At 52.7% G+C, this 26,028-nt stretch carries 27 protein-coding genes; 11 read left to right on the top strand and 16 right to left on the bottom strand.

The features are described 5' to 3' along the window. Positions 1-23: 23 nt before the first annotated feature. A complete protein-coding gene (gene speA, locus METH11B_RS0116465) occupies positions 24-1,850 on the bottom strand; it encodes a biosynthetic arginine decarboxylase (RefSeq protein WP_026602960.1) in 1,827 nt (608 codons plus the stop codon). Positions 1,851-1,933: 83 nt separating this feature from the next. Here speA and speE point away from each other — a divergent pair, with 83 nt between their 5' ends. The 4 genes from speE to METH11B_RS0116445 all read left to right on the top strand — a co-directional run bounded on the left by speE (position 1,934) and on the right by METH11B_RS0116445 (position 5,281). Then, positions 1,934-2,779, top strand: a complete 846-nt coding sequence (gene speE, locus METH11B_RS0116460) for a polyamine aminopropyltransferase (RefSeq protein WP_026602959.1) — start codon at positions 1,934-1,936, stop codon at positions 2,777-2,779. Between the two features lie 257 nt (positions 2,780-3,036). After that, positions 3,037-3,951 (top strand): GGDEF domain-containing protein, encoded by a 915-nt coding sequence (locus METH11B_RS0116455; protein ID WP_026602958.1) that lies wholly within the window; start codon positions 3,037-3,039, stop codon positions 3,949-3,951. Positions 3,952-4,112: 161 nt separating this feature from the next. Further along, positions 4,113-4,550, top strand: coding sequence for an exosortase system-associated protein, TIGR04073 family (locus METH11B_RS0116450; RefSeq protein WP_020483869.1), 438 nt, complete (start codon positions 4,113-4,115; stop codon positions 4,548-4,550). 35 nt (positions 4,551-4,585) lie between these two features. Then, on the top strand, positions 4,586-5,281 hold the full coding sequence (locus METH11B_RS0116445; RefSeq protein WP_026602957.1) for an OmpA family protein: 696 nt from the start codon (positions 4,586-4,588) through the stop codon (positions 5,279-5,281). A gap of 82 nt (positions 5,282-5,363) precedes the next feature. Here the strand turns inward: METH11B_RS0116445 and METH11B_RS0116440 are convergent, their stop codons facing one another. From METH11B_RS0116440 to METH11B_RS0116415, 6 genes are all read right to left on the bottom strand, one after another. Further along, entirely contained in the window at positions 5,364-5,567 is a 204-nt protein-coding gene (locus METH11B_RS0116440) for a hypothetical protein (protein WP_020483867.1), read from the bottom strand. Between the two features lie 42 nt (positions 5,568-5,609). Then, the gene (locus METH11B_RS26910) at positions 5,610-5,885 is read right to left on the bottom strand and encodes a late competence development ComFB family protein (protein ID WP_020483866.1); all 276 of its coding nucleotides are present in this window, start codon (positions 5,883-5,885) and stop codon (positions 5,610-5,612) included. Positions 5,886-6,022: 137 nt separating this feature from the next. Then, positions 6,023-7,222: an ABC transporter permease gene (locus METH11B_RS0116430; protein ID WP_026602955.1), complete on the bottom strand. Its 1,200-nt coding sequence runs from the start codon at positions 7,220-7,222 to the stop codon at positions 6,023-6,025. Position 7,223: 1 nt separating this feature from the next. Continuing rightward, entirely contained in the window at positions 7,224-8,429 is a 1,206-nt protein-coding gene (locus METH11B_RS0116425; protein WP_026602954.1) for an ABC transporter permease, read from the bottom strand. Between the two features lie 150 nt (positions 8,430-8,579). Further along, positions 8,580-9,794 (bottom strand): amidohydrolase family protein, encoded by a 1,215-nt coding sequence (locus tag METH11B_RS0116420; protein WP_026602953.1) that lies wholly within the window; start codon positions 9,792-9,794, stop codon positions 8,580-8,582. Between the two features lie 65 nt (positions 9,795-9,859). Next, entirely contained in the window at positions 9,860-11,851 is a 1,992-nt protein-coding gene (locus tag METH11B_RS0116415) for a TonB-dependent receptor (RefSeq protein WP_026602952.1), read from the bottom strand. Between the two features lie 298 nt (positions 11,852-12,149). Here METH11B_RS0116415 and METH11B_RS0116410 point away from each other — a divergent pair, with 298 nt between their 5' ends. Beyond that, a complete protein-coding gene (locus METH11B_RS0116410; protein ID WP_026602951.1) occupies positions 12,150-13,115 on the top strand; it encodes a helix-turn-helix transcriptional regulator in 966 nt (321 codons plus the stop codon). A gap of 148 nt (positions 13,116-13,263) precedes the next feature. Next, positions 13,264-14,178, top strand: a complete 915-nt coding sequence (locus tag METH11B_RS0116405) for a DMT family transporter (protein WP_026602950.1) — start codon at positions 13,264-13,266, stop codon at positions 14,176-14,178. Positions 14,179-14,210: 32 nt separating this feature from the next. On the opposite strand, the gene METH11B_RS0116400 is transcribed toward METH11B_RS0116405, so the two are convergent. From METH11B_RS0116400 to METH11B_RS0116375, 6 genes are all read right to left on the bottom strand, one after another. Next, positions 14,211-15,110, bottom strand: coding sequence for a hypothetical protein (locus METH11B_RS0116400; RefSeq protein ID WP_026602949.1), 900 nt, complete (start codon positions 15,108-15,110; stop codon positions 14,211-14,213). A gap of 65 nt (positions 15,111-15,175) precedes the next feature. Then, on the bottom strand, positions 15,176-15,586 hold the full coding sequence (locus METH11B_RS0116395) for a hypothetical protein (protein WP_026602948.1): 411 nt from the start codon (positions 15,584-15,586) through the stop codon (positions 15,176-15,178). A 113-nt stretch (positions 15,587-15,699) separates the two neighbouring features. Continuing rightward, positions 15,700-16,371 carry an ABC transporter ATP-binding protein gene (locus METH11B_RS0116390; RefSeq protein WP_026602947.1) on the bottom strand — a complete coding sequence of 224 codons (672 nt, stop codon included), beginning with the start codon at positions 16,369-16,371 and terminating at the stop codon, positions 15,700-15,702. Beyond that, a complete protein-coding gene (locus tag METH11B_RS0116385; RefSeq protein ID WP_026602946.1) occupies positions 16,368-17,504 on the bottom strand; it encodes an efflux RND transporter periplasmic adaptor subunit in 1,137 nt (378 codons plus the stop codon). Before METH11B_RS0116385 ends, METH11B_RS0116390 begins: the two co-directional genes overlap by 4 nt. A 107-nt stretch (positions 17,505-17,611) precedes the next feature. Further along, positions 17,612-18,067, bottom strand: coding sequence for a DNA polymerase III subunit chi (locus METH11B_RS0116380; RefSeq protein ID WP_026602945.1), 456 nt, complete (start codon positions 18,065-18,067; stop codon positions 17,612-17,614). 80 nt (positions 18,068-18,147) lie between these two features. Further along, entirely contained in the window at positions 18,148-19,632 is a 1,485-nt protein-coding gene (locus METH11B_RS0116375) for a leucyl aminopeptidase (protein WP_026602944.1), read from the bottom strand. Between the two features lie 91 nt (positions 19,633-19,723). Between METH11B_RS0116375 and lptF the strand changes: the two genes are divergently transcribed. Together lptF and lptG are read left to right on the top strand one after the other, a co-directional pair. Then, positions 19,724-20,857: an LPS export ABC transporter permease LptF gene (gene lptF, locus METH11B_RS0116370; protein WP_026602943.1), complete on the top strand. Its 1,134-nt coding sequence runs from the start codon at positions 19,724-19,726 to the stop codon at positions 20,855-20,857. Continuing rightward, on the top strand, positions 20,857-21,924 hold the full coding sequence (gene lptG, locus METH11B_RS0116365; protein WP_036277702.1) for an LPS export ABC transporter permease LptG: 1,068 nt from the start codon (positions 20,857-20,859) through the stop codon (positions 21,922-21,924). Before lptF ends, lptG begins: the two co-directional genes overlap by 1 nt. Before the next feature lie 79 nt (positions 21,925-22,003). Here lptG and METH11B_RS0116360 read toward each other — a convergent pair whose 3' ends face one another. From METH11B_RS0116360 to METH11B_RS0116350, 3 genes are read right to left on the bottom strand one after another with little or no spacing between them, the layout of a single operon-like run. After that, complete coding sequence (locus METH11B_RS0116360; RefSeq protein WP_026602941.1) at positions 22,004-22,390, bottom strand: hypothetical protein; 387 nt, start codon at positions 22,388-22,390, stop codon at positions 22,004-22,006. Positions 22,391-22,449: 59 nt separating this feature from the next. Beyond that, on the bottom strand, positions 22,450-22,914 hold the full coding sequence (locus METH11B_RS0116355) for an RDD family protein (RefSeq protein WP_026602940.1): 465 nt from the start codon (positions 22,912-22,914) through the stop codon (positions 22,450-22,452). Further along, positions 22,915-23,094: a hypothetical protein gene (locus METH11B_RS0116350; RefSeq protein ID WP_020483849.1), complete on the bottom strand. Its 180-nt coding sequence runs from the start codon at positions 23,092-23,094 to the stop codon at positions 22,915-22,917. A gap of 387 nt (positions 23,095-23,481) precedes the next feature. Here METH11B_RS0116350 and pcnB point away from each other — a divergent pair, with 387 nt between their 5' ends. The 3 genes from pcnB to panB are packed head-to-tail and all read left to right on the top strand — an operon-like array spanning position 23,482 to position 26,028. After that, positions 23,482-24,732: a polynucleotide adenylyltransferase PcnB gene (gene pcnB, locus METH11B_RS0116345; RefSeq protein WP_409521202.1), complete on the top strand. Its 1,251-nt coding sequence runs from the start codon at positions 23,482-23,484 to the stop codon at positions 24,730-24,732. Next, complete coding sequence (gene folK, locus METH11B_RS0116340; RefSeq protein WP_026602938.1) at positions 24,719-25,222, top strand: 2-amino-4-hydroxy-6-hydroxymethyldihydropteridine diphosphokinase; 504 nt, start codon at positions 24,719-24,721, stop codon at positions 25,220-25,222. Before pcnB ends, folK begins: the two co-directional genes overlap by 14 nt. Further along, the gene (gene panB / locus METH11B_RS0116335; RefSeq protein ID WP_026602937.1) at positions 25,219-26,028 is read left to right on the top strand and encodes a 3-methyl-2-oxobutanoate hydroxymethyltransferase; all 810 of its coding nucleotides are present in this window, start codon (positions 25,219-25,221) and stop codon (positions 26,026-26,028) included. Before folK ends, panB begins: the two co-directional genes overlap by 4 nt.

Here is a 26,028-nt window from a genome sequence, read left to right as displayed (position 1 = left end):
TACCGAAACTGCAATCGTCGCGCTTATTTTTCCAAGTAGGTATAAGCGTTCAATCCGGCCAGCAACTCTTGCTCGAAAGCCTGCTTTTGCCCGGCCGACAATCCGCTGCCGTCTAGCTTTTGCCGATAGGCGGTTTTCAAAGCTTCGGTATTAATATGCACATAATCCAGCAATTCGCTGACATCCTCGCCTTCCATGAAGTCGCCGAAGCGATAGCCCTGTTCGTCCAATTCGATATTAATCGAATGCGTATCGCCGAACAGGTTATGCATATCCCCCAAAATTTCCTGATAAGCACCGACCATGAAAAAGCCGATCAGATAATCCTGATCTTCGGCGATGGTATGCAACGGCATGGTGTTGGCGATGTTCTGATGATCGACGTATTGATCGATACGGCCGTCCGAGTCGCAGGTCAAATCCTGCAACACCGCGCGCCGGGTGGGTTGCTGGTGCAACTGGTGAATGGGCATGATCGGGAAAATCTGGTCTATACCCCAAATGTCGGGCATCGATTGAAACAGGGAAAAATTGCAGAATACCTTGTCCGCCAGTTTTTCGTCTAATTCCTGCAAAATCTCCCGGTGATGATGGTTATCCAGGTTCAACTCGCGCTGAATTTGCTGGCACAAGCTCACATAGTATTTCTCGGCTTCCGCCAGTTCGGTCAACGACAAATCGCCTTGCACGAACTGAGCGCGGGCTTCGGCCATGTTGAATTGGGCGTTGTGATAGGCTTCCGCGATATTTTGCCCGGATATTTCCACCGGCGCAGCAGCGCCTTGAAGACTTTCCACTTCGGTGACATTGGTAATCAACACCGCGTGGTGAGCAGTGATGGCTCGGCCTGATTCTGTGATGATATTGGGCTGCGGCAAACCCTGTTGCTCAGCCACTTCGGCAAAAGCGCGGACGATGTTTTCTGCGTATTCGTTGACGCTGTAATTGATCGAACATTCGCGCCGCGAACCGCTGCCGTCGTAATCCACGCCCAAACCGCCGCCGGCATCGACGGTGGTAATGTTGGCGCCGAGTTTATGCAATTGCAGATAAAACTGGCCGGCCTCTTTCAAGGCCAGCTTGATGTCGTGGATATTGGCAATCTGCGAGCCCATATGAAAGTGCATCAGCTGCAAGCAGTTCAACATATCCAGTTGCTGCAAGCGGGCGATGAGTTGCAATACTTCGCTGGCATGCAAGCCAAACTTGGATTTTTCGCCGCCGCTGTTTTGCCATTTGCCGGCGCTGATAGTCGATAGCCGCACGCGCAAACCGATCATTGGTGTTACTTGCAGTTTAGCGGCCTCTTCGATAATCATCTCCAGCTCGGAAGGCTTTTCAATGACAATGAACACCGACAAACCCATCAACTGTCCCATCAAGGCCATGCGGATGTAAGCCCGGTCTTTATAACCGTTGCAGACAATAGTGCCGCTGGGTTTGGCCAGCCCTAAAATCGCCAATAATTCTGGTTTGCTGCCGGCTTCCAGACCGATATGCTCGGCGGCAACGATGCTTTCCACCACATTGCCTTGCTGATTAACCTTGATCGGATACACCGGTGTGTAATGCCCGTTGTAACGATGTGAGGCTCTCGCTTGATCAAATCCCTGCTGTAGCTGGCGGATGCGGTCGCGCAAAATGTCGGTAAAACGCACCAGCACCGGAAAATTTAAACCTTTGTCCCTCAGAGCCTGGGCGATGTCGAACAGATCGATTTCCGTTGCACAATCGGCTTGCGGCTTGACGCAGACATGACCTTGGTCGTTAATCGAAAAATAACCGTTACCCCATTGCTGGATAGCGTAAAGCTGCTTGGATTGTTCTATCGACCAGGGTTGTGTTGGCACGCGTTCTACTCGGACTGTCATAAAGAGGTAGAAATTCTAAAGTATAATGATGAACGTTATATGACTTTTTACAGGACTTCATCATGCTCGACGACCAATGGTTCAGCGAAGCGCAAACCGCTACCGGTACTGCCTTTTCATTAAAAATCACCCGTAAACTCCATGAGGAGCAATCCGAATTTCAGTTTCTGGAAATCTACGAGACCGAACAATTCGGCAACCTGATGGTGATCGACGGCTGCACCATGGTCTCTACCCGCGATAATTTCTTCTATCACGAGATGATCAGCCACCCGGTGTTGTTTACTCATCCCAATCCGAAAAACGTGTTGATCATCGGCGGCGGCGACTGCGGCACCCTGCGCGAAGTGTTGAAACATCCCGGCGTTGAATCAGCTGTGCAAATCGACATCGACGAGCGCGTCACCCGCTTGGCGGAAATCTACTTTCCGGAATTGTGCGAGTCCAACAACGATCCGCGCGCCGACCTGAAATTCATCGACGGCATCAAATGGGTAAAAGAAGCCGCGCCGAACAGTGTGGACATCATCATCGTCGACAGCACCGATCCGGTCGGTCCGGCGGAGGGCTTATTCAGCGCCGATTTTTACAGAGATTGCTATAAAGCCTTGAGCGCGAACGGCATCGTTGTGCAACAAAGCGAATCCGCCTTGCTGCATATGAAAATCCTGAAAGAAATGCGCGCGGAAATGCGGACCGCCGGCTTTGAACACCAGCAAACTGTGTTCTTCCCGCAATGCATTTATCCCTCGGGCTGGTGGAGCGCGACGATGGCCAGCAAAACCAACCTGTCTTCGTTCCGCGAACAGGACGCCGCCAACAAGGGCTTCGAAACTGTTTATTACAACAGCGACATTCACAAAGCCAGTTTGGCAATGCCGGAGTTTTTCAAAAAAGCCTTCGTTTAAACCACAAGGGAGCCGAAGCGGATCCGCGCTTCGGCTACTGCTGAGCAACATTCCACGCCGCACACTACCCTCAATCGCTTTTCTACCTTCAGCTCGACATCGCTAACCTTGATAGCTGTCCGACTATCTGAGACACTACATTTTGTAGGGTTGCGCCTACAGCCCTTACCCGCTCGACCACATAATCTTCCGGTTAGTCGAACAATCGAAAAAGCTTATTTCATTAGTCACGCCAGGAGATGATTAGGAATCAACCGATGACCACGCCTCCTGACAAAACCCAGGTAATCTTGTCCAACACCTTAGTCGGCAAACTATCCGAAAACGGCCGCGACCTTTCGGAGCTCGAGCCGTATTTGGTGGTTTTATCCGGTAGCGAACAAGGCAAGCAATTCAAATTACTCAATCATCAGCATGTGTTGGGCCGCGAACCGTCCGTGGATATTCTGATTCCCGATCCTAAGGTCTCCCGGCGCCACGGCAGGCTTTGGGTTCAAAGCCAGCATATCCTGCTCGAAGACTTAAACTCCACCAACGGCACTTACGTCAACGGCAGGCGCGTCGCAAAACATAAACTCGAATTACTCGACAGAATCCTGTTGGGCGACACCTACCTTAAAATCGATTACAAACGCTTCAACGAAGCCAAATCCGAACAGGCGCTTTACGCGGCAGCGAATCTGGATGCGATGACCAACATCCTTAACCGCAACGCCTTCATGCTGCGCGCGCAACAAGAATTGTCTTTTTGTAAACGTAACGAAACCCGATTGACGGTGATGATGTGCGACGCCGACCATTTCAAGCGCACCAACGACAATTTCGGCCACCTCGCCGGCGATCAGGTCCTTAAAGAATTGGCGAAAATCCTGAATGCGGAAATGCGTCAGGAGGATTTTCTGGCCCGTTACGGCGGCGAAGAATTCATCATGTTATTGCGGGAAATATCCAGCGATGCCGCAGCCGCCTTGGCGGAACGCATCAGACATACGGTGATGCAGCATACGTTTCAATACCAAAATAAGCACATACCTACCACCATTTCGATTGGCGTCTGCTCGTGCAGGATAATGGCCGACACCTCCCTGGAAGCGATTATTCAAGCTGCCGACGACGCACTTTACCGCGCTAAGAAAAACGGCCGCAATCGCGTAGAAATCGACGCCCGATAACTTTGGCCTGCCAACCTGGCAATACAAACACCAAGCCTCATAAGGTATTTGCATTTATCCGCGCCGTGCGTTACTGTCCAACTTCCAGTGTTTTCGGCGTTCTGCTGCTATGCTTAGCACGTCAGTAGAATCAAATTTGTAACACCACGGGAGTATCCAACATGAATAAAAATAAATTCCTCACCACCTGTTTGCTGTCAGGTGCATTGTTAGCAAGCCAAACGGCAATTGCGGACGAAAACCATACGGGTTATTTGGCGGGTTTCACTTCCAGAGTTAGCCAAGGCTTTGCTAACACCGCCTTCAGTTTTATCGAAATCCCTAAAAACGTGACTAACATTACTCACGACCAAAACTTCCTGCTTGGCTCGACTTGGGGCGTGCTACGTGGCGTGGCGCACACCGTCAGCCGCACTGTGATAGGCGTGGCGGAACTGATTACCTCGCCGATACCCACCGATGAATTTATCTCTCCGCCATACGTCTGGGACCGTTTTAGCGAGGATACCCGTTACTTCGGCCTGCATTTCCCCGGCTACTGGACGCATTTCGGCCCGCTGGATCACGGCTATTCCGACACGCTGGATCATGGCAAGTAACGCGGACGATACCGCTCGATTTAGAGGATAAGATCATGAAAAAAAAATACGTATACATCCCGCTTGCCGTTCTGGCCCTCTCGCTGACCGCCTGTTCCACTCCGAAAAAAGATGTAGCGGGACTTAGTGCGGAAATTGATGCCGCATCCAAAGGTCATTACGGTCAAGCCTTGCTCCACGCTTCAGCGGCTGAACAAGACTTAAAAACGGCCAACCATGTGCTGAAACACTGGCAAAACGATTACTACTGGAACATCGACGAGAGTCTAAAAGCGCAAGAGGCTGCAAAATCAGCCGCCGCACACATTTTGGCCTCGGAAAAAGAGTATTGCCAATGGCTAACCGAGGTGCATTCACAAAATCACCACAACGTGGAAACCATTCATGAAACCGTAGCCTACTTCAAAACCGGTAGCCACGTGCCGTTCAAAACCAAGGAAGACACCATCGGCCACATTGGTCACTTTTTGCACGACCACCCCGATGCCACAGCGACCGTAACAGCTTCCACCGACACAGTAGGAAAGCCAGCCTATAACCAAGCCCTGTCAGAAAGAAGGGCTAAATCCGTTAGCGAACTGCTGATTAAAAATGGTGCCAGAGCCTCGCAACTGGTCTCTAAAGCTATCGGCGAAGCTCACGGCCCCGATAATACGGCTGATCAAAGTCACCGCGTTGCCGTGGTTATTTCCGCGCACCCTGACTATCTCGACTGCCCTAAACTGAAGTAAGTCCAACCCGCCCTGCACGCGCCAGCGGCAGGGTACTGGCGGCGGAGATTCAATAACATCGCTTATCGAATCTCTGCCCACCTTACATCTCATCTGCCTGCCGTTTCTGCCGGTCCGCACTTTCAAGAATCTGCTTTTCCGCGTCCCGGGCCTGATCCATGGGCTGCTTGATTGCATCCACAAGCGGCGGCTGGACTGCTTTAGGCGGGTTGGGTTTATCGGCCGGAGCCGAGTCGCAAGCCTGCAAACCGCAAGCCACTAGTAAAAAAATCAAAGCGTTTTTCATGGTTTTACAGAATCGGCGGATTCAGTGGCTAATGGCAAAAACTCAATCATTCCGGTGCTCGCGCGGCCGGCGCAAAACCTGCTGTATCGCCTGCTCCACCGCCATATCGACAGCACCGGCCATCTCCTGATATTGCTGCTCGCTGACATTAATACCTTTATCGATGGTGTTCCGCACATAACACGGCGGTAATTTATTCAGCGCCAGACAAGCCACGTCTTCCTGAAATGCTTGACTGAATGGCTCGTCGGCCTGCTCAGCAAGCTTCCAAAGCCGGTCTATCACCAATCGCTCGTAATAATTACTAATATTCAGCATAAAGGCCTCTTGAAAAACATTGGCTACAAATGCTGATAAGCATAGCCCAGAATCCGACTTGGCCGAATCCATTCGCCAAGCTGACAGACGCCCCGATAACCATCATTTTTTTACAGTGGGGATGGACATTATGCAGATCACTCGGCCCGTAAAGCTTCCAGCGGATTCAATCTAGCGGCCTTGATGGCCGGCACCACGCCTGCCGCGATGCCGATAAACAAGGAAATCGCAAAGGCGGCAACGATGTAATTCCAGGCCAATTGCACCGGTAGCGCGGGAACAAAAGCGGCGGCGAGCTTTACCAGCGCCACGCCCAACAAAACACCTCCAGCCCCGCCGACCAAACTCAGCAACATCGCTTCACCGAGAAACAAGTTGAACACCATCCCGCGCTCGGCGCCGATGGCCCGCAACAAACCTATCTCCGACACCCGTTCCGATACCGCAATGGTCATGATAGTGAGAATGCCTACCGAGCCCACCAGCAGCGAGATACTACCCAGCGCCGCCACCGCCAAGGTCAAGACACTCAATACCGAATCCATTTTTTCCAGCATCTGGTTCTGGGTAACAATCGTAAAATCTTCAGCACCGTGTCTGGCGATCAAGCGGCGTTTGATGGCTTGCTCCACCGTTTCCGCACTGGTCTCGCTGCTGTATAGCAGATCGATTTCCATCAAACTTTGCCGATCGAACATCTCCATGGCCTTGCCGCTGGCGATGAACACCGTGTCGTCCAGGTCAAACCCCAACATCTGACCTTTGGCCTGCATCACGCCGATCACCCGAAACCGGTCACTGCCGATACGGATGCGCTGCCCCAAGGGGCTAGCGTTAGCAAATAATTCGGTGCGCATCTTACTGCCCAGCACCGCGAAAGCGCGCGGATTATCCAGGCCATCATTGGGCAGAAAGCGGCCGCTATCGACTTTCAACTGCCATACCTGCGGCAACGCGGCACCGACACCAAACACATTGGCCCGGCGCTGTTTAGCGCCGGCCTCGATCCGGGCATTGCCTTGTACCATAGGCATCGCCGCCAACACATGATCCAGATTTTCCAGACTGGCAGCATCGGCGGTGGATAAAGGCCGCACCGTGCTGATGGTGGCGCCGGACAACCCGAAGGTAGTGGTTTTACCGGGATAAACCGCGATCAGATGCGTACCGAACTGGGTAAATTCCGCCAACACGAAACTATGAATGCCCCGACCTATCGAGGTCAAAATCACCACGGCGGCGATGCCGATAATCAAACCCAACGCGGTGAGTAAAGAGCGTTGTTTATGACTACTAATGCTGCGCAGCCCCAGTTTGGATAAATCCAGCCAATTCATCTTAGCGCCTCGCCAAAGCCGCGACCGGGTCCAGCCGCGCCGCCTTGCGGGCCGGCATTACCCCGAAAATCAAACCGGTGACCAGCGCCACCGCCAAGGCGGACAATCGGGCCCAAAGCGGCAAAGCGACCGGAAAATTAGGATACAGCCATTGCAATACCAAGATACCGAACTGGCCTATCACGCTACCGACCACTGCGCCAGCCAGGGATAGCAGGGCCGCTTCGCATAAAAACCAGCGTTGCAACTGGCCTTGGGTGGCGCCCAAGGCTTTCAGCAAACCAATTTCCGCGGTGCGTTGGCTAACGCTGACCAGCATCACATTCATCACCAACACGCCCGCCACCGCCAGACTGACCGCTGCAATACCGGCCACGGTAAAAGTCAACGCGGTCAGGATTTTGTCGAAGGTATTCACCACGCTGTCCTGGGTAATCACCGTCACATCGTCCTCGCCTTCGTGGCGTAATTTGATGATGTTGCGGACCTCGTCAACGGCCTTGTACATGGCTGCTTCCGAATGCGCCTCAATTAAAATCCGAAACAAGGAATGGCTGTCGAACAAGGCTTGCGCGGACGCCACCGGCACGATGATTAATTCGTCAAAACCGGTGCCTATCGATTGGCCTTCCTTGGCTAACACGCCAATCACTCGAAACCGGCGGTCGTTGATGCGCAGCCACTGCCCCACCGCTTGCTGGTGCGCAAACAATTCCTCACTGATGGTTTTGCCGATCACGCACACCGAAATTTCCTTATCGGCGTCGGCTTCCGGCAAAAATTGGCCTTGGGCCATCGTCAAGTGCCGCACGCGCAGCAAAGCGCGCGTAGAACCCATCACATTGGTTTCCCGCTCCAGACCGCCGACCGACACCGGCGCCGAGCCGATGCTGACCGGCGCAATGGCCGCGACGTGCCGGCTGCGGAACAAGGCGGCAGCATCGTCCAACGTCAAATCGCGCGGCGTTTCGCCAAATAGGGGTGGGTGGCCGCCGGTGGTTTCGGTGCGGCCGGGCAGGACGATGACCAGATGCGTGCCCAACGACTCGAATTCGTGGACTACATAATTGCGGGCACTATCGCCCAATGCGGTCAACACGTTCACGGCAGCCACGCCTATGCTCATCGCCAAAATTATCAGCGCGGCGCGTAGGGGTTGAGTCCGGATGGCTTTGCCGGCCTGAAGGAGTAAGTCTTTACTGAGCATGGCGATTGGGTAACAAGCTTACTTGGCAGTTTAGCCGGAACCGCCAACAAATACCCAGCTAAAACGCAAGCGCTCCATAGACAGCGAGATTAGAACCTTGAGCTTAGGTTTTCCAGAAGCTGAGCGCAGCCCCTATAGAACCGGAACCGATCAATTTCCGAAGTAATTGATTATCAGCTTGCCACCGGACATCACCAAATCAGGGTATTCCAACAATTTAAGCTTTTGCGTCGGATCACCTTTTACCGCGATCAGGTCGGCGGGTGCGCCGGGCAGCAGAGTGCCCAGTAGAGGTATATTCAGATACTGACCGGCTTTGGAGGTTGCGGTCCGCATCACATCCAACGGCGCCATGCCCGCCAGATGTTGCAGGTACAGCAATTCCTGGCCGTCTATGCCCCAGGGAATGTCGGGATGCGCGATTTCCGCGCCATACAAAAACTCCGCTCCCAACTCGGCTAAGCGTTTGACATTGCTGCTCACGCCCGGACATTTGGACAGGGTATCGATGGTACTGACGATTCTGACATGCTGTGCCACGGCTCGCTGCAATTGCGCATCCGGCAATGTGTTGCAGGGCTCGTGCGCCCATTCGTCGACGCCGGCATCCAAGGCCAATTGTGCGCCTTTAGACTCGGCAAGATGCGCCGCCACCCGACGACCCAATTGATGCGCTTCGTCGACGATGGCCGTCAACACAACCGGAGATAACATCGGCCAGCTACGAGGCTTATCGTGCGTGTTGGTGTGCGAGTGTTGGGAGTGAGCGTGAGCGTGCCCGCCAGACCAGGGCGCGCCTGCTTCGCCACCCGGCTCCAACGCCACTTTGATCACGACTGCGCCGCCGGCTACCAACTTCTGCACCGCTTGCCGAGCTTGCTGGGCATCGGCTACCGGCAAGGCAATATCGGATTCGCCCAGATTCGGTATCGGATAGCCTGCCGGCGCGGTTAAAATCGGCCCAGACGTCATCAGCCTTAAACTGCCGTCGCCGCCATAGGGTGGATGCAGAGGCCCGCCGACATCGCGCACCGTGGTGATGCCATGGCGCAACACGGTATCGGCCGGGACATGTTGATAGCTTAAATGCGCGTGCAACTCGATAAAACCGGGCAGTAGGGTTGCATCGCCGAGATCGAGCCGGGGCGCATCGCTATCGTTAAAGGCTTCCCGGTCGTCTATCCTGGCAACCTTGCCTTCGCTGATCAGCACCGCTGCATCGTTTCGGAGCCTATAGCCATCGAAAACCCGCGCTGCCGCGATGAGCAACGGTTGGTCTTGGGCGAAGGCGACGCTGCCCGGCAAGGTCAGCACCAGCGCGGAAAGCAATTGGAGGCAGCGGTTGAAACTAGATTGAGATTTCATGGCTATTTCGCAAAAAGCAGTGCCGGCGAAAGCCGGCGCTGTCGAGTTGATGGGGATTAAATCGCCTAGAAGCTAGCGGCAATACCGATTTGTCCCCAAATACCCGGCATTTGATAACCTGGGCGATAGACGTAGCGTTTGTCGAACAAATTTTCCACACTGACAAAGACTTCGCCTTTTTTGCCTAACTCGGCAATCGGATAGGCCAGCCGGGTGTTTGCCACGGTAAAGGCGTCGACACGCTGGTTATTCACTTCGCCGACATTCCGGGCTCTGTTCAACGCCCAGGTTCTTGATTGGTATTGCAGGTCGAAGGAAAAGCGCAGCGGACCGATGGGGCCGTTGATGCCGGCGGTCACCGCTTGCTCCGGGGTGTAGGGCAAATTCGGGATGCTGGGGTTGAGCAAAGTCAATCCGGCAAACATGCTCCAGTCCGCGATCAGCTCTTGTTTTACAGACGCTTCCAAGCCGCGCATCCAGTACGAGCCGTAATTGAGATACGCACCCTGGGTTAAATCGAATACGTAGCGGTTCTTGACGTTATCGATGAAAAAGCTCAGATCGATTTGCGTGCTTTTGAACGGCGAGGCTTTCAAACCCACTTCGGCATGATCGACGTTTTCCGGCGACAAGTTTTGCCAGCCGTCGGCTGAAAAATTCGGTAAAAAGCCGCCGGAAAACAGATTGAGGGGCACATTCGACAAGGCCCCAGAGTTAGCCGCCGCGTCAATGCCGGGATAGTTGACGCCATTAGAGACGTTGCCGAACACGGTTAAATCTTCGGAGACAAATGACAAACCGGCATGCGGCGAGGCTTTGGATTGGTAGTGGCTGTGATCGTAAAAACGGACGCCGATAGACGGCACCATCACCCAGTCTTTACTCAAGACAACATCATGATTCAACGCCACATAAGGACTGGTCAGCCTGAAAGTGGGTGTCGCGAATTGATAGACTTGGTTGCCGGTTTGCGTGCCCAGGTTAGTCACTTTACCGTTCAGCCATTCGTTATCGATACCGGCCAGTAAGGTGCCGCCCTGCCACGGCGAAAACTGTTCTTTCCAGCGAAAACCGTCCATGCTGTATTGACTGAGCAGATTGGAACGGTTGTCGGCAAAACCGGTGAAATAAGTGTTTTGACTCAACCAGTTACCGTCGCCGCCGTTATGGTAGAGGGTGAATTTACCCTGCCAATCGCCGTGCTCATGGCTAACGCTGGCGGCGACCATACCCGCAACCGTATCGTACTCGCCGATAGGCGGCGTTACCCCGTATTGTCCGGGGTCGCCGGCTTTGTTATCCGCGTAAAGAAACGTCACATCCGAGCGCCATTGCGGATTCAGTTGATAGCCGGCTTTACCCATCACATTGCGCAATTCGCCATAGCCATTTTGGCGATGGCCGTCCGATTTGGCATAGCCTTGCGCCAGCGAGAAATCGAAATCGCCGTACTTGCCCTGCACATCCGCTTGTTCGGCAATCGTGCCGAAAAAGCCGCCGGACAAACGACCGCTCCCGTGGATCCCATCCTCAACCGCAGTTTTGGTTTGCAGGTTGATCGAGCCGAAGTTGTTGCCGTTGATATGCGGTTGCGGGCCCTTGTACACCGTAATCGATTGCATGCCGTTGACGGGCAACAAATCCAGTAAGGGGTGGTTCCAGGTAGCCATATACATCGGAATATCGTCGATATAGGTTTTAATCTCGCTACCCGGACGGCCCGAGCCCTGACCGCGAATCGAAACCGCTCCGCCCTGGTCGCCGCCGAACGCGCCGACCGGGTTATAGCGCGAGATTTGCACACCGGGGGTTCTTTTCAATACGGATGCCAAATCCAGCGCATTCTGATCGCGGATTTGCTCTTCGGTCACGACCGCGGATACGCCGGAGAACTCGTCCACATGGTTTTCTTCGATAATGGGACTGGCGACTACCTCGGTGGAATCGAGCTCGTCAGTCTTTTCCTCCGCCATCACGGCGGCACTGGCTTGTAGTAGCGCCAAGGAAACCAAAAAGGGCTTGGGTAAATTCAGTAGGGGCAGCAAGGCGTATTTCATGATAATTCCAGTCAACATTCGGCAAATATAAAACCCGATCCACCGAACCTTTAGCGATTAATGTTCGAATATGGAAAGCGTTTATCACAACGTTGATTTTAACGAATCACCCGCAGCCGCCTAAGCTCCTTTCATATGCTAAAAGTAATATTTTTTATGCTATAAGTAGCAACCGATCATGCCTAGTTGTTCGATTATTTCATCCAAAAAACTCGACAGCCTATTTAATAACTATTAATTAAGCCAAATAACATAGTTTAAATAAAATTTTCTTATTGGTAACAACACAGAAATTACGATGACGAAAAAAACGGCGGGACGCTGGCGTATCAAAAACGAAGAATTGCAGTCCCAACAGCAAGGCAATTGCCTGACTGAGTATCTACCGCATGAAATGGGCAAAGGCCACTCGACTCTGTTTCCGCTCGATCAAGATCTTAACTATATCGAAACCCATTATCAGCCCAGTCAGGATTTAGCTATCCTGACCCGGATGGATCAGCACAACCCTCGTCTGGTCGTGACGTTGGGCATGCAAGGGCAGTCGCGATTCGTCGATGCGCAAGGCCGCGAAATTACTTTTAATGAAGGCTATACGTCGATAACTGCATTTAGCTCCAGTATTGGCGAGCGCCAATATCAAGCCAATAATCCGATGGCTCAAGTGCGCTTTTCGATGAGTAAATCCTGGTTAACTAGATATTTCGGCGAAAATACCGCAACGCGATTTTTTAATAAGAATGGTATTAGTTTAATAAGCTATAAACCGATTTCGAACGCGGCATTAATTGCCACGCGACAGTTATTAAATTGCGATCCGGACAATCCGGTAAAACATCTGTTTATGCACGGCCAAGCCATGTCGATATTAGCCGCCGAAATGGGGCATCTATGGCAAGACAATCAGAAGAGCTCGCCGGTATTTTCGCAAAAAGACAAGGCCATAGCCCAAGCCGCGCGTAGTATTCTATTAAATGAATATAAAAACCCGCCGTCTGTTGCGGAATTATCAAAACGTGTCGGCACTAATCAATTTAAATTAAAGCAATTGTTTCATCACTTTTTTGATACTACGCCGTATGGCTTATTATTAGAGATTCGAATGAAAACCGCATATCAGTTATTGGAATCCAGCCGTTGCCAAATCGACATTGCCGCCGCCCACGTCGGATACAATCACGCCAGCAATTTCAGCAGCGCTTTTAGCAAATATTTCGGAATAGCCCCCGGCAATATTGCCAAAAACCACACATCCAAACCTTAAGGGTTTAATATAGACGCGGCTCCGACTAAATTTGTGTGTCGGTAAGCCGGCGGGATCATAGATATTCTGGATTTGCAGGCCATCAGGCCGAGCCGACACAGTCTGATTATCGACTACTTAGCCCTTACCTCTCTTAAACCAAGCATCAGTGCCCGCCGCCACTAATCAGCCGCAATCTATTCAAAAACCCAAACCTATCTTGCCGCCGTCTAACAGCCGCCTCGGCCTAATCTACATGCTGGTCGCTTGTGTGTTGTTTTCGGTTATGAACGCCGGCGCATACGCGATTGGTCTACTCGATCCCGGCTTGCCACCCAGCATGATCAGCTTTATCCGCGTCCTGGCCAATTTATTGATTCTGATAATCCCGGCGCTGATCGGCGGCCGACTGATAGGTCTGTTCGGCGACGCCCGCCCTTCGCTGTGGTTGCGCGGCTTGTTCGGTAGCACAGCCTTGATGCTGTCATTCGCCGCCATCGCCCGCATCGGTCCCGGCGAAAGCGCGTTTCTTACCGCCAGCAGCGGTGTGTTCGTAATGCTGTTGGGGCCGTTGGTACTGGGCCAGAAAAACTCGCTGCTGGTTTGGCTGGCGATTATTGGGTCGTTTTGCGGAGTATCTTTGCTATTTGACCTGCACAATAGCCATAACCTGTTTGGTCAAGCCATGGCGTTGCTGGCCGGTCTGCTGTCGGCGCTGGCATATTTGATGGTGGCGCGCGCCGGGCGCAGTAATACGCCGCAAACGGTGATTTTCTATTTTTGTTTGGTCGGCTTGGTGTTACACGGTTTTTATTTTGCGCGCTTTGGCTATCGCCTACCTGGTTCGCCGGAAAGCTGGGGCTTATTACTCTTGGTAGGTCTATCGGGCAGCGGCGCGCAACATTACATGACCCGGGCTTATCAAGCGGCGCCCGCGGCCTTGGTCAGCTCCATCGGTTATTTGGCCCCGGTATTAAGCCTGGCCTGGAGCGTCGTGCTGTTCGAACAAATTCCCGGCCAAACGGCCCTGCTCGGCGCCGCGCTGATTTTAGTGTTTGGCGTGATGTTGCCGTTTTTACGTTAGCCCAGATTGGCCGGCGCTTTCGAGACCAGACTTTAAGCAGCAACCTTGCAATAAGACGGAATCCAACTGCGGGCGATCATGTAGTCCGGCAATTCATTAAAATCAAACGCTTCGCCATGGGCGATCATTTGTTTGACATCGAACAATTCGCCCACTTCCGGAATGTCCTGGTAGAACAGGATATAAAAGGGTTTAACCAGAAAACGGGCTATTTTAATGCCCAACGGGCCGATGAAATTACGACGCTGGCCGACATGCGCGACCTCGTCGATGGTGATTTCGTCCAGCAAGGCTTTCAGACGATCCCGAACTTCCGGCTCGTCGGCCAATAACTCGTCGAATAACTGATACAGATGGCAATAGAAGCTGACGCCCATCAACTCCGTGACGAAGGCCGGCGTATCCATCAATACCCCCGGCAACTTGGGAAACTGTTCGTAGATCATTTCTTTAAACGGGGTCAACGGTTCCCAGACCACCCGCTCTAATCCGCAGGTTTTCAGCATTTCATCGAACAAACGCCAATGGCAAAATTCTTCGGCCAGATGCACTCGGGAAATTTTGTCTTCCACGCTATGCGAATTAGCCATATCCGGCACCACATCCCAGGCACCTTTGATCCCCACCCATTCGTGGCGCGCAAATTTATAGATACCGCAGAGTAACAAGGTCAGCTTGTCCAGGGATTTTGGCTCGTCCACCATCTTCACATAATTGCGATAAAACGCTTCCGGATCCGCCAAGGGTTTGTGCAAGCGCACCGGATTATTTTGAAAATACGCCAATCGTTCGCGCTTTTTTGCCAAATCCCGGTCCGCTTCCAATAACTCACCACCATGTTGTTGGGTAAACAGCCAATAATCGGCAAAATTTTCCTGCCGTTGCGCGTCGCTGGCTGGCGTAAAAATAGAACGATATTTGGCCTGAGTCACAAAAAATTTCCCAATCTGTGGATAAAGACGCAGATTCTAACGAATTAATGACTTAAGGGTGGATTTTAAAATTTTTCCGTCAAAGACATTGCTTGATGATTCGATTCCCGCTGCATTCCCAACCAAATCAACGCATCGTCGCGATTATTGAAAATCCGATAAACCCAATCGGCATCCCGCGGCATTGACAACATAACTTGGGTGGTTAGCTGGCTGATATGGCTATACACCACAAATGCCGCCGCTTTAATACCGAGCAAAGTGCCCATAGCGGTTTGCGAGGCAAAGTCATAGTGGTAGGCGTTTACTTTGTGCACCAACAGCAAATAGGGCCTCTGCAAATGCGCCACGATCCAAGCATGATATTCGTCGACAAGAGCCAAGTTCAGTTCCACACCCTCATCGACAATAAACTCCACCAAATCCTCATCCAGCTTGATGGCATTACAAAAACTTAATCTATATCGCTCCATCATCCCTCCTCGGCCCACTGGCGCTTTAACTCTGCGGACAGTATCGCACAACCAGGAAAACTCTAACGACAAAGTTATCGCTACCAAGCATTTTCAGCACCGCCCAAACTGAAAAACTAAACCGAGCGATCTGCCAAAAGTCCATCGACAATTCGCAATTGCCGCTTAGCCCTGCCACCGATATTTTGATCGTGAGTGATGATGATCAAAGTCACGCCTTGCCGATTCAGATTTTCCAACAACTCGATAATGTCCTGACCTGACTTGCTGTCCAGATTACCGGTCGGCTCATCGGCCAGCAGGATACCGGGCTGCATGATCATTGCCCTGGCGATGGCTATACGTTGCAACTGGCCGCCGGACAATTGATTGGGCTTATGCTCTGCCCGATCCAGTAAATTAACCGAGGCCAACGCCTCTAGCACGCGTTGCTTGCGCTGCTTGCTATCGACCCCGGCCAATATCATCGGCATTTCGATGTTTTCCGCTGCGGTGAGCCGGGGTATCAAATGAAAAAATTGAAACACGAAGCCGATATTGTCGCGGCGAATCCGCGCCAGCTCGTCGTCACTTTGCCGGGTGACATCGGTGCCGTTTAGTAAGTAATGGCCCGACGAGGGCTGGTCAAGCAGTGCGACAATGTTTAACAGCGTCGATTTACCTGATCCGGACGGCCCCATCACCGATACATATTCGCCGGGACCGATAGACAGGTCTATACCGTTCAAGGCCTGTACGGTCTGCTCGCCCACCTGAAATTCCCGGCGAATGCCGCTGAGTTGAATCATGGCTTGACGCGGACCGTGACGCCGCCCGCGACTCCTTCCTTGCCAACCGATGTCACCACCTGGTCGCCCGCCTTCAATCCAGAGAGTACTTCGGTGAAACTCCAGTTGGACAGACCCGGCTGGAAGCTTTGTTCATGCAGCACATTATCTTTGTCTATCAACAACACGCGGTGATTGTCCAGAATCGCCTCGGCGGGCAAACGCAGCGTGCGGTCTTTTTGGCTGAGTAATACTTCGATGTCGGCGCTGTAACCCGGCAATAGTTCTGCCAAATCTTTGGGATCGCGCAAAGTTACTTCCACTTCTACCGTGCGCGCCTGTTTTTCCTTTTCCAACACATAGGGCGCGACCCGGGTAACAACGCCGGAACAACGCTTATCCGGGAACGCATCCAGCGATACGCAAGCACTCATGCCGGTCTTGATACTGGCCGCGTCCACTTCGTCGATGGGTGCCGAAACCGTCAAACAACTCACGTCCAACAAATCGATAGGGGGCAAGGTTGGAATCCCCGGTGGCGACGGCGTGACAAACTCGCCCAATTCGGCATTCACCTCCGCCACTGTGCCATCGAACGGCGCTTTAACCAAAGTGCGCTGTACAGCCGCCTCGGCGACGCCCAATTGCGCCTCAGCCACTTCAATGGCTTGCAGCGCTGCCTTGCACCCGGCGCGTTGCGATTTGCCGCCGGTCACCGACTTATCCACCTGCTCTACCGAAACCACATTTTTGTGTTTCTGCAATTCGGTCATCCGCGCCGCTTCCCGCTCCGCGCCGCCTGCCAACTGGCAAGCCTGTTCGGCACTGGCCCGGCTGGCATTGATTTGGGCTTTTTGCAAAACCACTTGCGCTTTCAAATCCTGATTCCACACTTCCAGCAACACCTGCCCCTGCTTAACCTTGTCGCCTTCCTTGACCAACAAACCCGCCACTTGCCCACCCGTGGCCGGCGCCAGATACGCCCGGCGACAGGCTTTCACCGTCCCCACCCGCGTATTCGCCACCGTCGCCCGCACCTCCCCTTCCGCCACGGTATAAACCTCCACATCAACCGGTTGCGGGCGGCGGCTATAGAAAAATAGTGCGGCGATGGCTATAAGCAAGGCGGCAACAATCAGCGTTTTACTTTTCATGGAGCAAGTGGGCGGATAAGGGGTAGACCGGTAGCCTACATCGACAACGCCTGATTGCCAAGCGGTGAACTAATTCCTCTTCACCACTTGCTCACTAGGATATCCCCCTACATTTTGTGGGTCGTAATCGCCAAATCGGCTTGCTGGTAATGCCGGTAACGTTGCCGGCCGGCCTGCTTACACTCTTCACTGTTATCCAATATTTCCAGAATGCGTTCGGTCGGAGCAGTGGTAGGAGGGTAAAGACTCGAGAGGTTGACGACGATTTTCTGCCAACCGTCCGGGATGTTTTCACCGCCAATCAGAATGGTGCTGGTAAATGCCGGGATTTCACCGCGATAGATTTGGTGGGGAATAAAACTGCCGGCCCGAAAGGTCCACAGGACTTTATCGATTTGCTCGGCTTGTTCCGCCGAGTCGGTCATTACATACGGAAAGTGGCCGCTGCGATAGATTTTCTCGATTAGCTTGCAGGCAAAGTCTTGGCGTTGCGCTTGGTCGTGCGTCGCCAGCACGTAGAAGCTGACTTCGGGGAGAGATAGCGAATGACTATGCTCTGTCATGTCGTTTAAAGTTTGTGGAATGAAAGAGGGACTTTTGCCGCGACCATTGATCGCAACTAAAGCCCCTCTTGCAGCCAATGTTAAACCGCAGCGCGGTTCAACAAATATTGACTAACCAAAGGCACAGGCCGACCGGTAGCACCTTTGTTGGCGCCGGTGCGCCAGGCGGTACCGGCGATGTCGATATGCGCCCAGCGGTATTCTTCGGTAAATTTGGATAAAAATACCGCCGCCGTGATGCTGCCGCCGTCCGGGCCGCCGATGTTGGCCAAATCGGCGAAGTTGGATTTTAATTGTTCCTGATATTCTTCCCAGATCGGCATGCGCCAAACTAAGTCACACGCGGTGTCACCGGCGCTCAACAAATCATTACACAGCTTATCGTCATTACCGAACAAGCCGCTGGGTACCCGGCCCAAGGCGACGATGACTGCGCCGGTCAGCGTTGCCATGTCGATGACGACATCCGGATTGTATTTTTTGGCATAAGTTAGCGTATCACAGAGAATCAAGCGGCCTTCGGCATCGGTGTTCAAGATTTCGATGGTTTTGCCGGACATGCTGGTCCAGATGTCGCCGGGTTTGTTGGCTGCGCCATCCGGCAGGTTTTCCGAGGCCGGAATCAGACCAACGATGTTCAGCTTCAGATTCAACGTTGTCGCCATGCGCATTAAACCTAACACGCTGGCCCCGCCGCACATATCGTATTTCATTTCGTCCATGCCCAGGCCCGGCTTCAAGGAAATTCCACCGGCGTCAAAGGTCAGACCTTTGCCGATCAAGACGATAGGCTTGGCGTTGCTGTCGCCGCCTTGGTAATCCAGGCAAATCAATTTAGCGGGCTGGCGGCTGCCGCGCGATACGGACAGAAAGGAACCCATGCCCAGCGCTTCCATGTCGCTTTCTTCCAGGATCTCGCAATTCAATTTGTCGTGCTCGCCGGCCAGAGCCAGGGCTTGTTCGGCCAGATAGGTAGGGGTGCAGATATTGCCGGGCAGATCGGCCAAATGTTTGGCCAATTCCATGCCTTTGGCGATGGCGACGCCTTGTTGCAGGCCGGATTCGGCCAAAGCTTTTTGACTATCATCGGCCACTACAGTCAGCTTTTGCAGCGGATTTTTGTCGTCAACTTTTTTGGTGGCGTTGTATTGGTACAGGCCATCGTTAAATACTTCCACGACTTGGCGGGCTTTCCATTGGCTGTCAGCGCCGTTGACATCAATATCCAGCAGCGCACAGCTGGCGGCACCGACTTTGCTGTCCTTGATGGTTTTGATCGCTGCGGCCAGGGCTTTGCGGTATTGCTTGCGGGTGACTTTGCCGCGCTCGCCAAACCCGAGCAACACGATGCGGGCGATATTGCCTTCCGGCAGGTTGTTGACCAGCAGGGTTTCGGCGTTTTTGCCCTTGATGTCGCCGCGACTGATGAGTTTAGTCAGCAAACCACCGAAGAGGCTATCCAATTGGGTTGCCGCCGGGCTGAGTTGTTGATTTTCGTAGATTCCGACCAGCAGACAGTCGCTTTGCAGTTTGTCTAAGGGTGAGCTTTCTATAGAATAGTCCATGAGAATAGTCTGTAAGTGTCTGGGATTGAGGGTTTGCGCCGGGTGCAGCGGTCTGTGGTTCGATTATACCTTAGAAATTAGGAGTGAGTTGTTGAGCATTGAGCGAGGATTACCCAGCGCGGGCCGACCTTTCCGGCTGTTGACGGTGCTGGATAAAATGATAATCAAGGAGCTGTTTCAGACAGTCACCGCCGTATTGGTGGTATTGGTGGTGATCATCGTCAGCCGCAAATTTATCAAGGTGTTGGCGCAAGCTATCGAGGGCAATATCGCCAACGATACGGTGATGACCTTATTGGGTTTGAAAATCATCATCGCCACTACTACCTTCTTGCCGGCCGCGCTGTTCATGGCAGTGTTAATGGTGTTGGGCCGCATGTATCGCGAGCAGGAGATGGCGGCGATTTCGTCGGCCGGCGGCAGCGTGTTTACCATTTATCGGGCGATATTCATGCTGGTGGTACCGTTAAGTCTGGCGGGTATGGCGCTATCGATGCTGGCTTCGCCGTGGGCGGAGGCCAAAACTGAGCAGTTGATGCATCAGGATAAACAAAATGCCGATATTCGCGGCATCGCCGCCGGCCGCTTCAGCGAGTACAGCGACGGCGAGTTGATTTTTTACACCGAAAACGTCGACGACGAAGGCCGCATGCATAAGGTGTTTGTGCAAAACAAACAAGGCGACAAAACCGGCGTGGTGAATGCCGAATACGGCTGGTTGAAAAATCTGCCCGGCGGTTTGTATCTGGTGTTGGAAAATGGCGAGCGAATTCAAGGCGTACCCGGTAACAAGGATTTCACCATTGAGGCGTTTAAAGAATATGCCGTGTTGATCGAAAAAAAGGTCACCATTTTGAATTTGGGGCGCGAGGCCGCTGCCACCGAGAATTTATGGCTGTCGCCAGAATTGCGGGATGTCGCCGAATTGCAAGACCGTTTCAGCACGCCGTTGGGGGTGTTTTTATTGGCTTTTCTGGCGGTACCCTTAGCCAAACTGTCGCCGCGCGGCGGCATATACGGCAGTATGCTGGTGGCTTTCGGGATTTATTTCGTGTACGGCAATTTGCAACGGGTTAATCACAGCTGGGTGATCAGCGGGGCGTTACCGTCCTGGTTGGGCTACTTCTGGGTGGATACTTTATTACTGGTATTGGGTTTATTGATGTTGATGCGCTTATACGGCTGGCAATGGTTGTCGCAACGTCTTAAGGAGAAGCTGGCATGATCAACGTATTGACCATTTATATCGTCAAGGAAGTCGTCAAGGGCTCCTTGATTGCGGTGTTATTGCTGTTGACTTTGTTCAACCTATTTAGCTTCAGCGATGAGTTAAAAGATTTGGGGCAAGGCGGTTACGGCTTGAAACAGATTTTGTGGTTTTTGACCTTAACCTCGCCACGGGTGTTTTACGAATTGGTACCGTCGGCGGCTTTGCTGGGTAGCTTGTTCGTGGTGGGCTCGATGGCGAATAATCGCGAAATCGTCGCGATGCGCGGCGCGGGTTTATCAATCGCCTGGATCATCAGAACCATTATGCTGGCGGGTTTGTTGCTGGTGACTGTTGCCGTGCTGGTGGGCGAATTCGTGGCGCCGTCATGCGAGCGCGCCGCGCAAGTGCTGAAAACTACGGCACTACATGACGGCGTGGTGATGCGCTCCCAATATGGCATGTGGCTGAGAGAGGGCAACAGCTTTATCAACGTGCGGAAAATTCTCGATGACGGCTCGCTGGCCGACGTGCGGATTTACGATGTCGATGAGGCGCATAAACTCAACCGCATCACGCAAGCCGAGCATGCGCAGTTTTTAGGCGATAAACAATGGCGTCTGGAAAGCGTCAAACAATCAGAAATCAATCGCCAGCAAATATTTGCCGGCACCCAAGCCGAACAGGCGTGGAAATCCAGCATCGATTCGGATTTGTTGAAAGTGGCCGTAGTTAAATCCGACAATCTGTCGCTTTACGATTTGTTCATGTACATAGACTTCCTGAAACAGAACAATCAAAAATCGCAAATTTACGAGTTGGCATTCTGGAGCCGTTTGATCAACCCGTTTGTGACCTTTGTGATGTTGATGGTGTCGGCGCCGTTCGTGATCGGCATCGGTCGCGGCACCAGCACCGGCGCGCGCATCATGATGGGCATCGTGATTGGGATGACCTTTAACATTTTCGACAGGATTGCCGGCCATGTCGGTCTGGTTTACGACATGAATCCGATGTTGATGGCAATGTTGCCCAGTGCGTTGGTATTTTGCGGGGCGCTGATCGCGGTTAGGCGGGTCAGCTAGTTGGAATTAGTGGCCCCTCTGCGGAACGGAAAACAATTGCTTCCGTTCCGTGGAGAGTCGGCCAACCTTATGACTGCCGTTATTTGCGAGTCATGAACAAATAAAGAAATTTACATTTCAACACCACATTTTTGTCGTCCATTTCCACGACAGCGCAATCTTCGTATTTTTCCCTGCCTGGCGTGATTTGTTTTTTGATCACACCATCAGCCACGCTATATTTGATCGGAATGGTCATTTCGCCAATGCCGCTACGCGCATCTTCACCGGTGGTTATCAAGGTGCCGTCCTTTTGAAATTCCCAAGTCACATGCAGGGGCTTCTTTTCGCGATCAAGAGCCAAGGCTTCGTGTGTAACCTGCCATTTGCCCAGCAGCTTGGAATTGTCTTGCAGTTTGATCTCGGCACTGGCTGTAGATGTCGCCAATGCAGCAAGCAAGGATAAAAGTGTTGTTATTGTTTTCATTGTATGCTCCCGGGTGAGAGATTGATCGAGCCGCGAATATAGCATATCCGCTTTTGCCGTCAGCGCTTTTCTTCCTGAAAAACCAAGCGGGTTTTTGACAGAGAATCGTGCCAGCATTGGCCGTTTTTATCGAATAGACACCAGAAAAACCCCAGCCCCAAACAAGCCCAGGATAACAAGCCGCCCACGAAGCGCATGCCGGCCTGCCGCCAATCGAGAGATTGACCGTCCAGAGTACATACTTTTATTTTCCAGGCGCGCAAACCCAGGGTTTGGCCTCCGTGAGTCCAAAACCAGCCGTAAAAAACAAAGCTGATGACCAGCAGATAGAGCGGATAAAAAAACTGATCACTGGCGAATGCCTGGCCGGCGTTGAAGGGCAGAGCGATGGCTGTGGCGAAAAACCATATCGCCAGCAGTAAGAAAGCGTCGTAGCCAGCGGCTGCCAGCCGACGCAAAAAACCCGGCGCGGACGGTGAATCCGCGCCGGGTTTTGGGATACTTGATTTAGAGGATTGTCGCAATTATTTGTCGAAAATCGCCAGTTTTTGCCCCATATACATGCTCATGCCCACCAACGCGCCGATCATGACAATGGAAAACAGAAAGGGCGGTCTATGGAAAACCAACAACGCGAAATCGGCGACGAATAGACTAGTAAATACAGGCTGGTCTACAAAACCCAGTAAAATTTTTTTAAACATACGCTCCACTCTCCGATATAAATTCCCCGTCGCCGGCCTAAGGGCGACAAGTACAGCCAATTTTTATGTTATTACACCAAAATATTCGGCGAATGGCGAAATTCTACATTTAACACAAGGGAATGTAAAAGAATGTGCTGGATTGAGCTTAAATCTGGCGAGGTGTTATGATAAGCCCGCTAGGACGTTCGCGCCCGAAGCCTCGAAAAATCTGGCACACGTCATTCTAAAATAAGGGATAAAGTCATTTTTAGTTTCTTCAAAAAAATCTTTTCACCGGTTGAGCAAGTTGCCGAACCGGTCAATGAGTCGGCGGGGTCGAGTGCCGTGAAGATTTATCCGCGTTCAGAGCATTGCATTTCCCGTGCGCAAATCAGTGAAAATGCCCTGAAAGTATTGCAACGCCTGAAAAAAGCCGATTACGAGGCCTATCTGGTTGGTGGCTGTGTCAGAGATTTGCTGCTGGGGAGGGAACCCAAAGATTTCGACGTCGCGACTAACGCCAGTCCGGAACAAATCAAGCAAGTATTTCGCAATTGCCGGATTATCGGCAGGCGCTTTCGCTTGGCGCATGTGTTTTTCGGGCGTGAAATCATTGAGGTGGCGACCTTTCGCGGCTCCGAGCAGGAAGAATCCGACCAGCATGTGGTGCATGAAGACGGTCGCTTACTGCGTGATAACGTGTTCGGTACGCTAGAGCAAGACGTCTGGCGCCGAGATTTCACAGTTAACGCGCTGTATTACAACATCCGCGATTTTTCCGTGGTCGATTATACCGGAGGCATGCAGGATCATGCCGCAGCGGTGATGCGCCTAATCGGCGACCCGGAAGTACGCTATAGAGAAGACCCTGTGCGGATGCTGCGCGCCATCCGTTTTGCCGTGAAGCTGGGTTTTACGCTGCATCCGGATACCGAAAAACCGATTTACGCCCAAGCCGATTTGTTGAAGAGCATCCCTTCGGCGCGTCTTTACGACGAAGTCATCAAGTTGTTTCTGTCCGGCTACGGCCTGCAAACCTTCGAAATGCTCAGACATTACGGCTTGTTTGCGATTTTATTTCCGGATACCGACCGCTGCCTCGCCAGCGAAGACCACGATTTTCCGCGCTTGTTCTTGATCCGGGCCTTGGAAAATTCCGACACCCGCTTCAACGACGGCAAAACCCTGACACCTTATTTTTTACTGGCTGCCTTGTTGTGGGAACCGCTGCAATTGGCTGCGCAAAGACGCATCGCCCACGGCGAAAACGAAACGCTGGCCTATCAGAACGCCGCCAACGAAGTGCTGACCAGACAAATCAAGGTGACCGCACTACCGCGCCATATCACCCAATCCATGCGCGAAGTGTGGTTCTTGCAGAACAAGTTCTCCAGAACGGTTGGCCCCCGGCCTTATCGTTTGCTGGAGCAGCCCAAATTCAGAGCGGCGTACGACTTTTTGCGGCTACGCGCGGAAACAGGCGGCGCCGATCCGGAACTGGTTGAATGGTGGACAGGTTTTCAAGAAGCCGATGACGCGGAGCGGGAAAGAATGACCGCGCCGCCAAAATCCGGCGGCGGTAAACCCCGTAACCGAAAAACCGGCCGGTACCGTTCTCGAGGCAAACCAGCCCCCGTCGGCAATGACGCTAGCTAAGTCAGCTGCCGAGGCCTATATTGGCTTGGGCAGCAATCTCGAAGACTCTGTCGATCATGTCAATCGGGCCAGGCTGGAAATTTCGGCCTTGCCGGGCGTGGCCGAAATTGCCTTTTCTCCCTTGTACCGTAGCACACCGGTTGGCCCGCAAGATCAACCCGATTATGTCAATGCGGTAATGCGAATTTCTACTGAGTTGGAGCCCCTGGCTTTGCTCAGACAATTACAGCAAATCGAAAACCAGCATGGCCGGCTGCGCAGTGTGCGTTGGGGAGCTAGAACGCTGGATTTGGATGTATTGCTTTACGCGCAACAGAGCATTAATGAACCGGACCTGATTGTGCCGCATCCGGAGTTGTCCAAGCGCGCCTTTGTGCTGTACCCCTTGGCTGATGTGGCCAGCAGCGATTTGAAGATTCCGGGCCTGGATTCATTGTCGCAACTCTTGGCAGCTTGTCCACCCGACGGCTTGCGGAAAATAACCGCATGAGTTTATATGCCGATACCTTAAAAACGCTGACTATCAGTGATCTGGCGGCGATGAAACGAGCCGGTGAGAAAATCAGTTGCCTGACTGCTTACGACGCCAGTTTCAGCGCGCTGCTGGACCGGGTCGGCATCGATGTACTGCTGATCGGCGATTCATTGGGCATGGTGATTCAAGGGCATGGCAGCACTTTGCCGGTCACGGTGAACGATATGGTGTATCACAGCCGTAGCGTGGCAATGGCCAGAAAGCGAGCTTTTATCGTTACCGATTTACCGTTTGCCAGTTATGCCACGCCGGAGCAAGCATTGCTTAATGCGGCAAGCTTGATGCAGGCTGGCGGTGCGCAAATGGTTAAACTGGAAGGCGCCAAGATCGACGTCATCCGCTTTCTAGCTGATCAAGGCATTCCGGTCTGCGGCCATCTGGGTCTGTTGCCGCAATCCGTAAATCGCTTAGGCGGTTATAGAGTGCAGGGGCGTGAAGAACAGCAAGCCCGGCAAATTGTGGCGGATGCGGAAAAAATCGAGCAAGCGGGCGCCGGTCTTTTAGTGTTGGAATGCGTGCCAGCGCAGCTAGCCGCCGAAATAAGTCAGCGGCTGAGTATTCCCACTATCGGCATCGGCGCTGGTGTTGATTGCGATGGCCAGGTGTTGGTGCTGTACGACATGCTGAATATCAGCACCGGCAAGCGGCCGCGCTTTTCCAAAGATTTTATGGCCGACGCCTCCAGCATAGAAGAGGCGGTGCGCCTGTATCATCAAGCGGTAAAATCCGCGCAGTTTCCAGCATCCGAACACAGTTATTAA

The sequence above is a fragment of the Methylomonas sp. 11b genome (assembly GCF_000515215.1).
Classification (GTDB): Bacteria; Pseudomonadota; Gammaproteobacteria; order Methylococcales; family Methylomonadaceae; genus Methylomonas.
The sequence above is the reverse complement of the archived record's forward strand: the minus strand, read 5'-3'. Positions and strand labels throughout refer to the sequence as shown.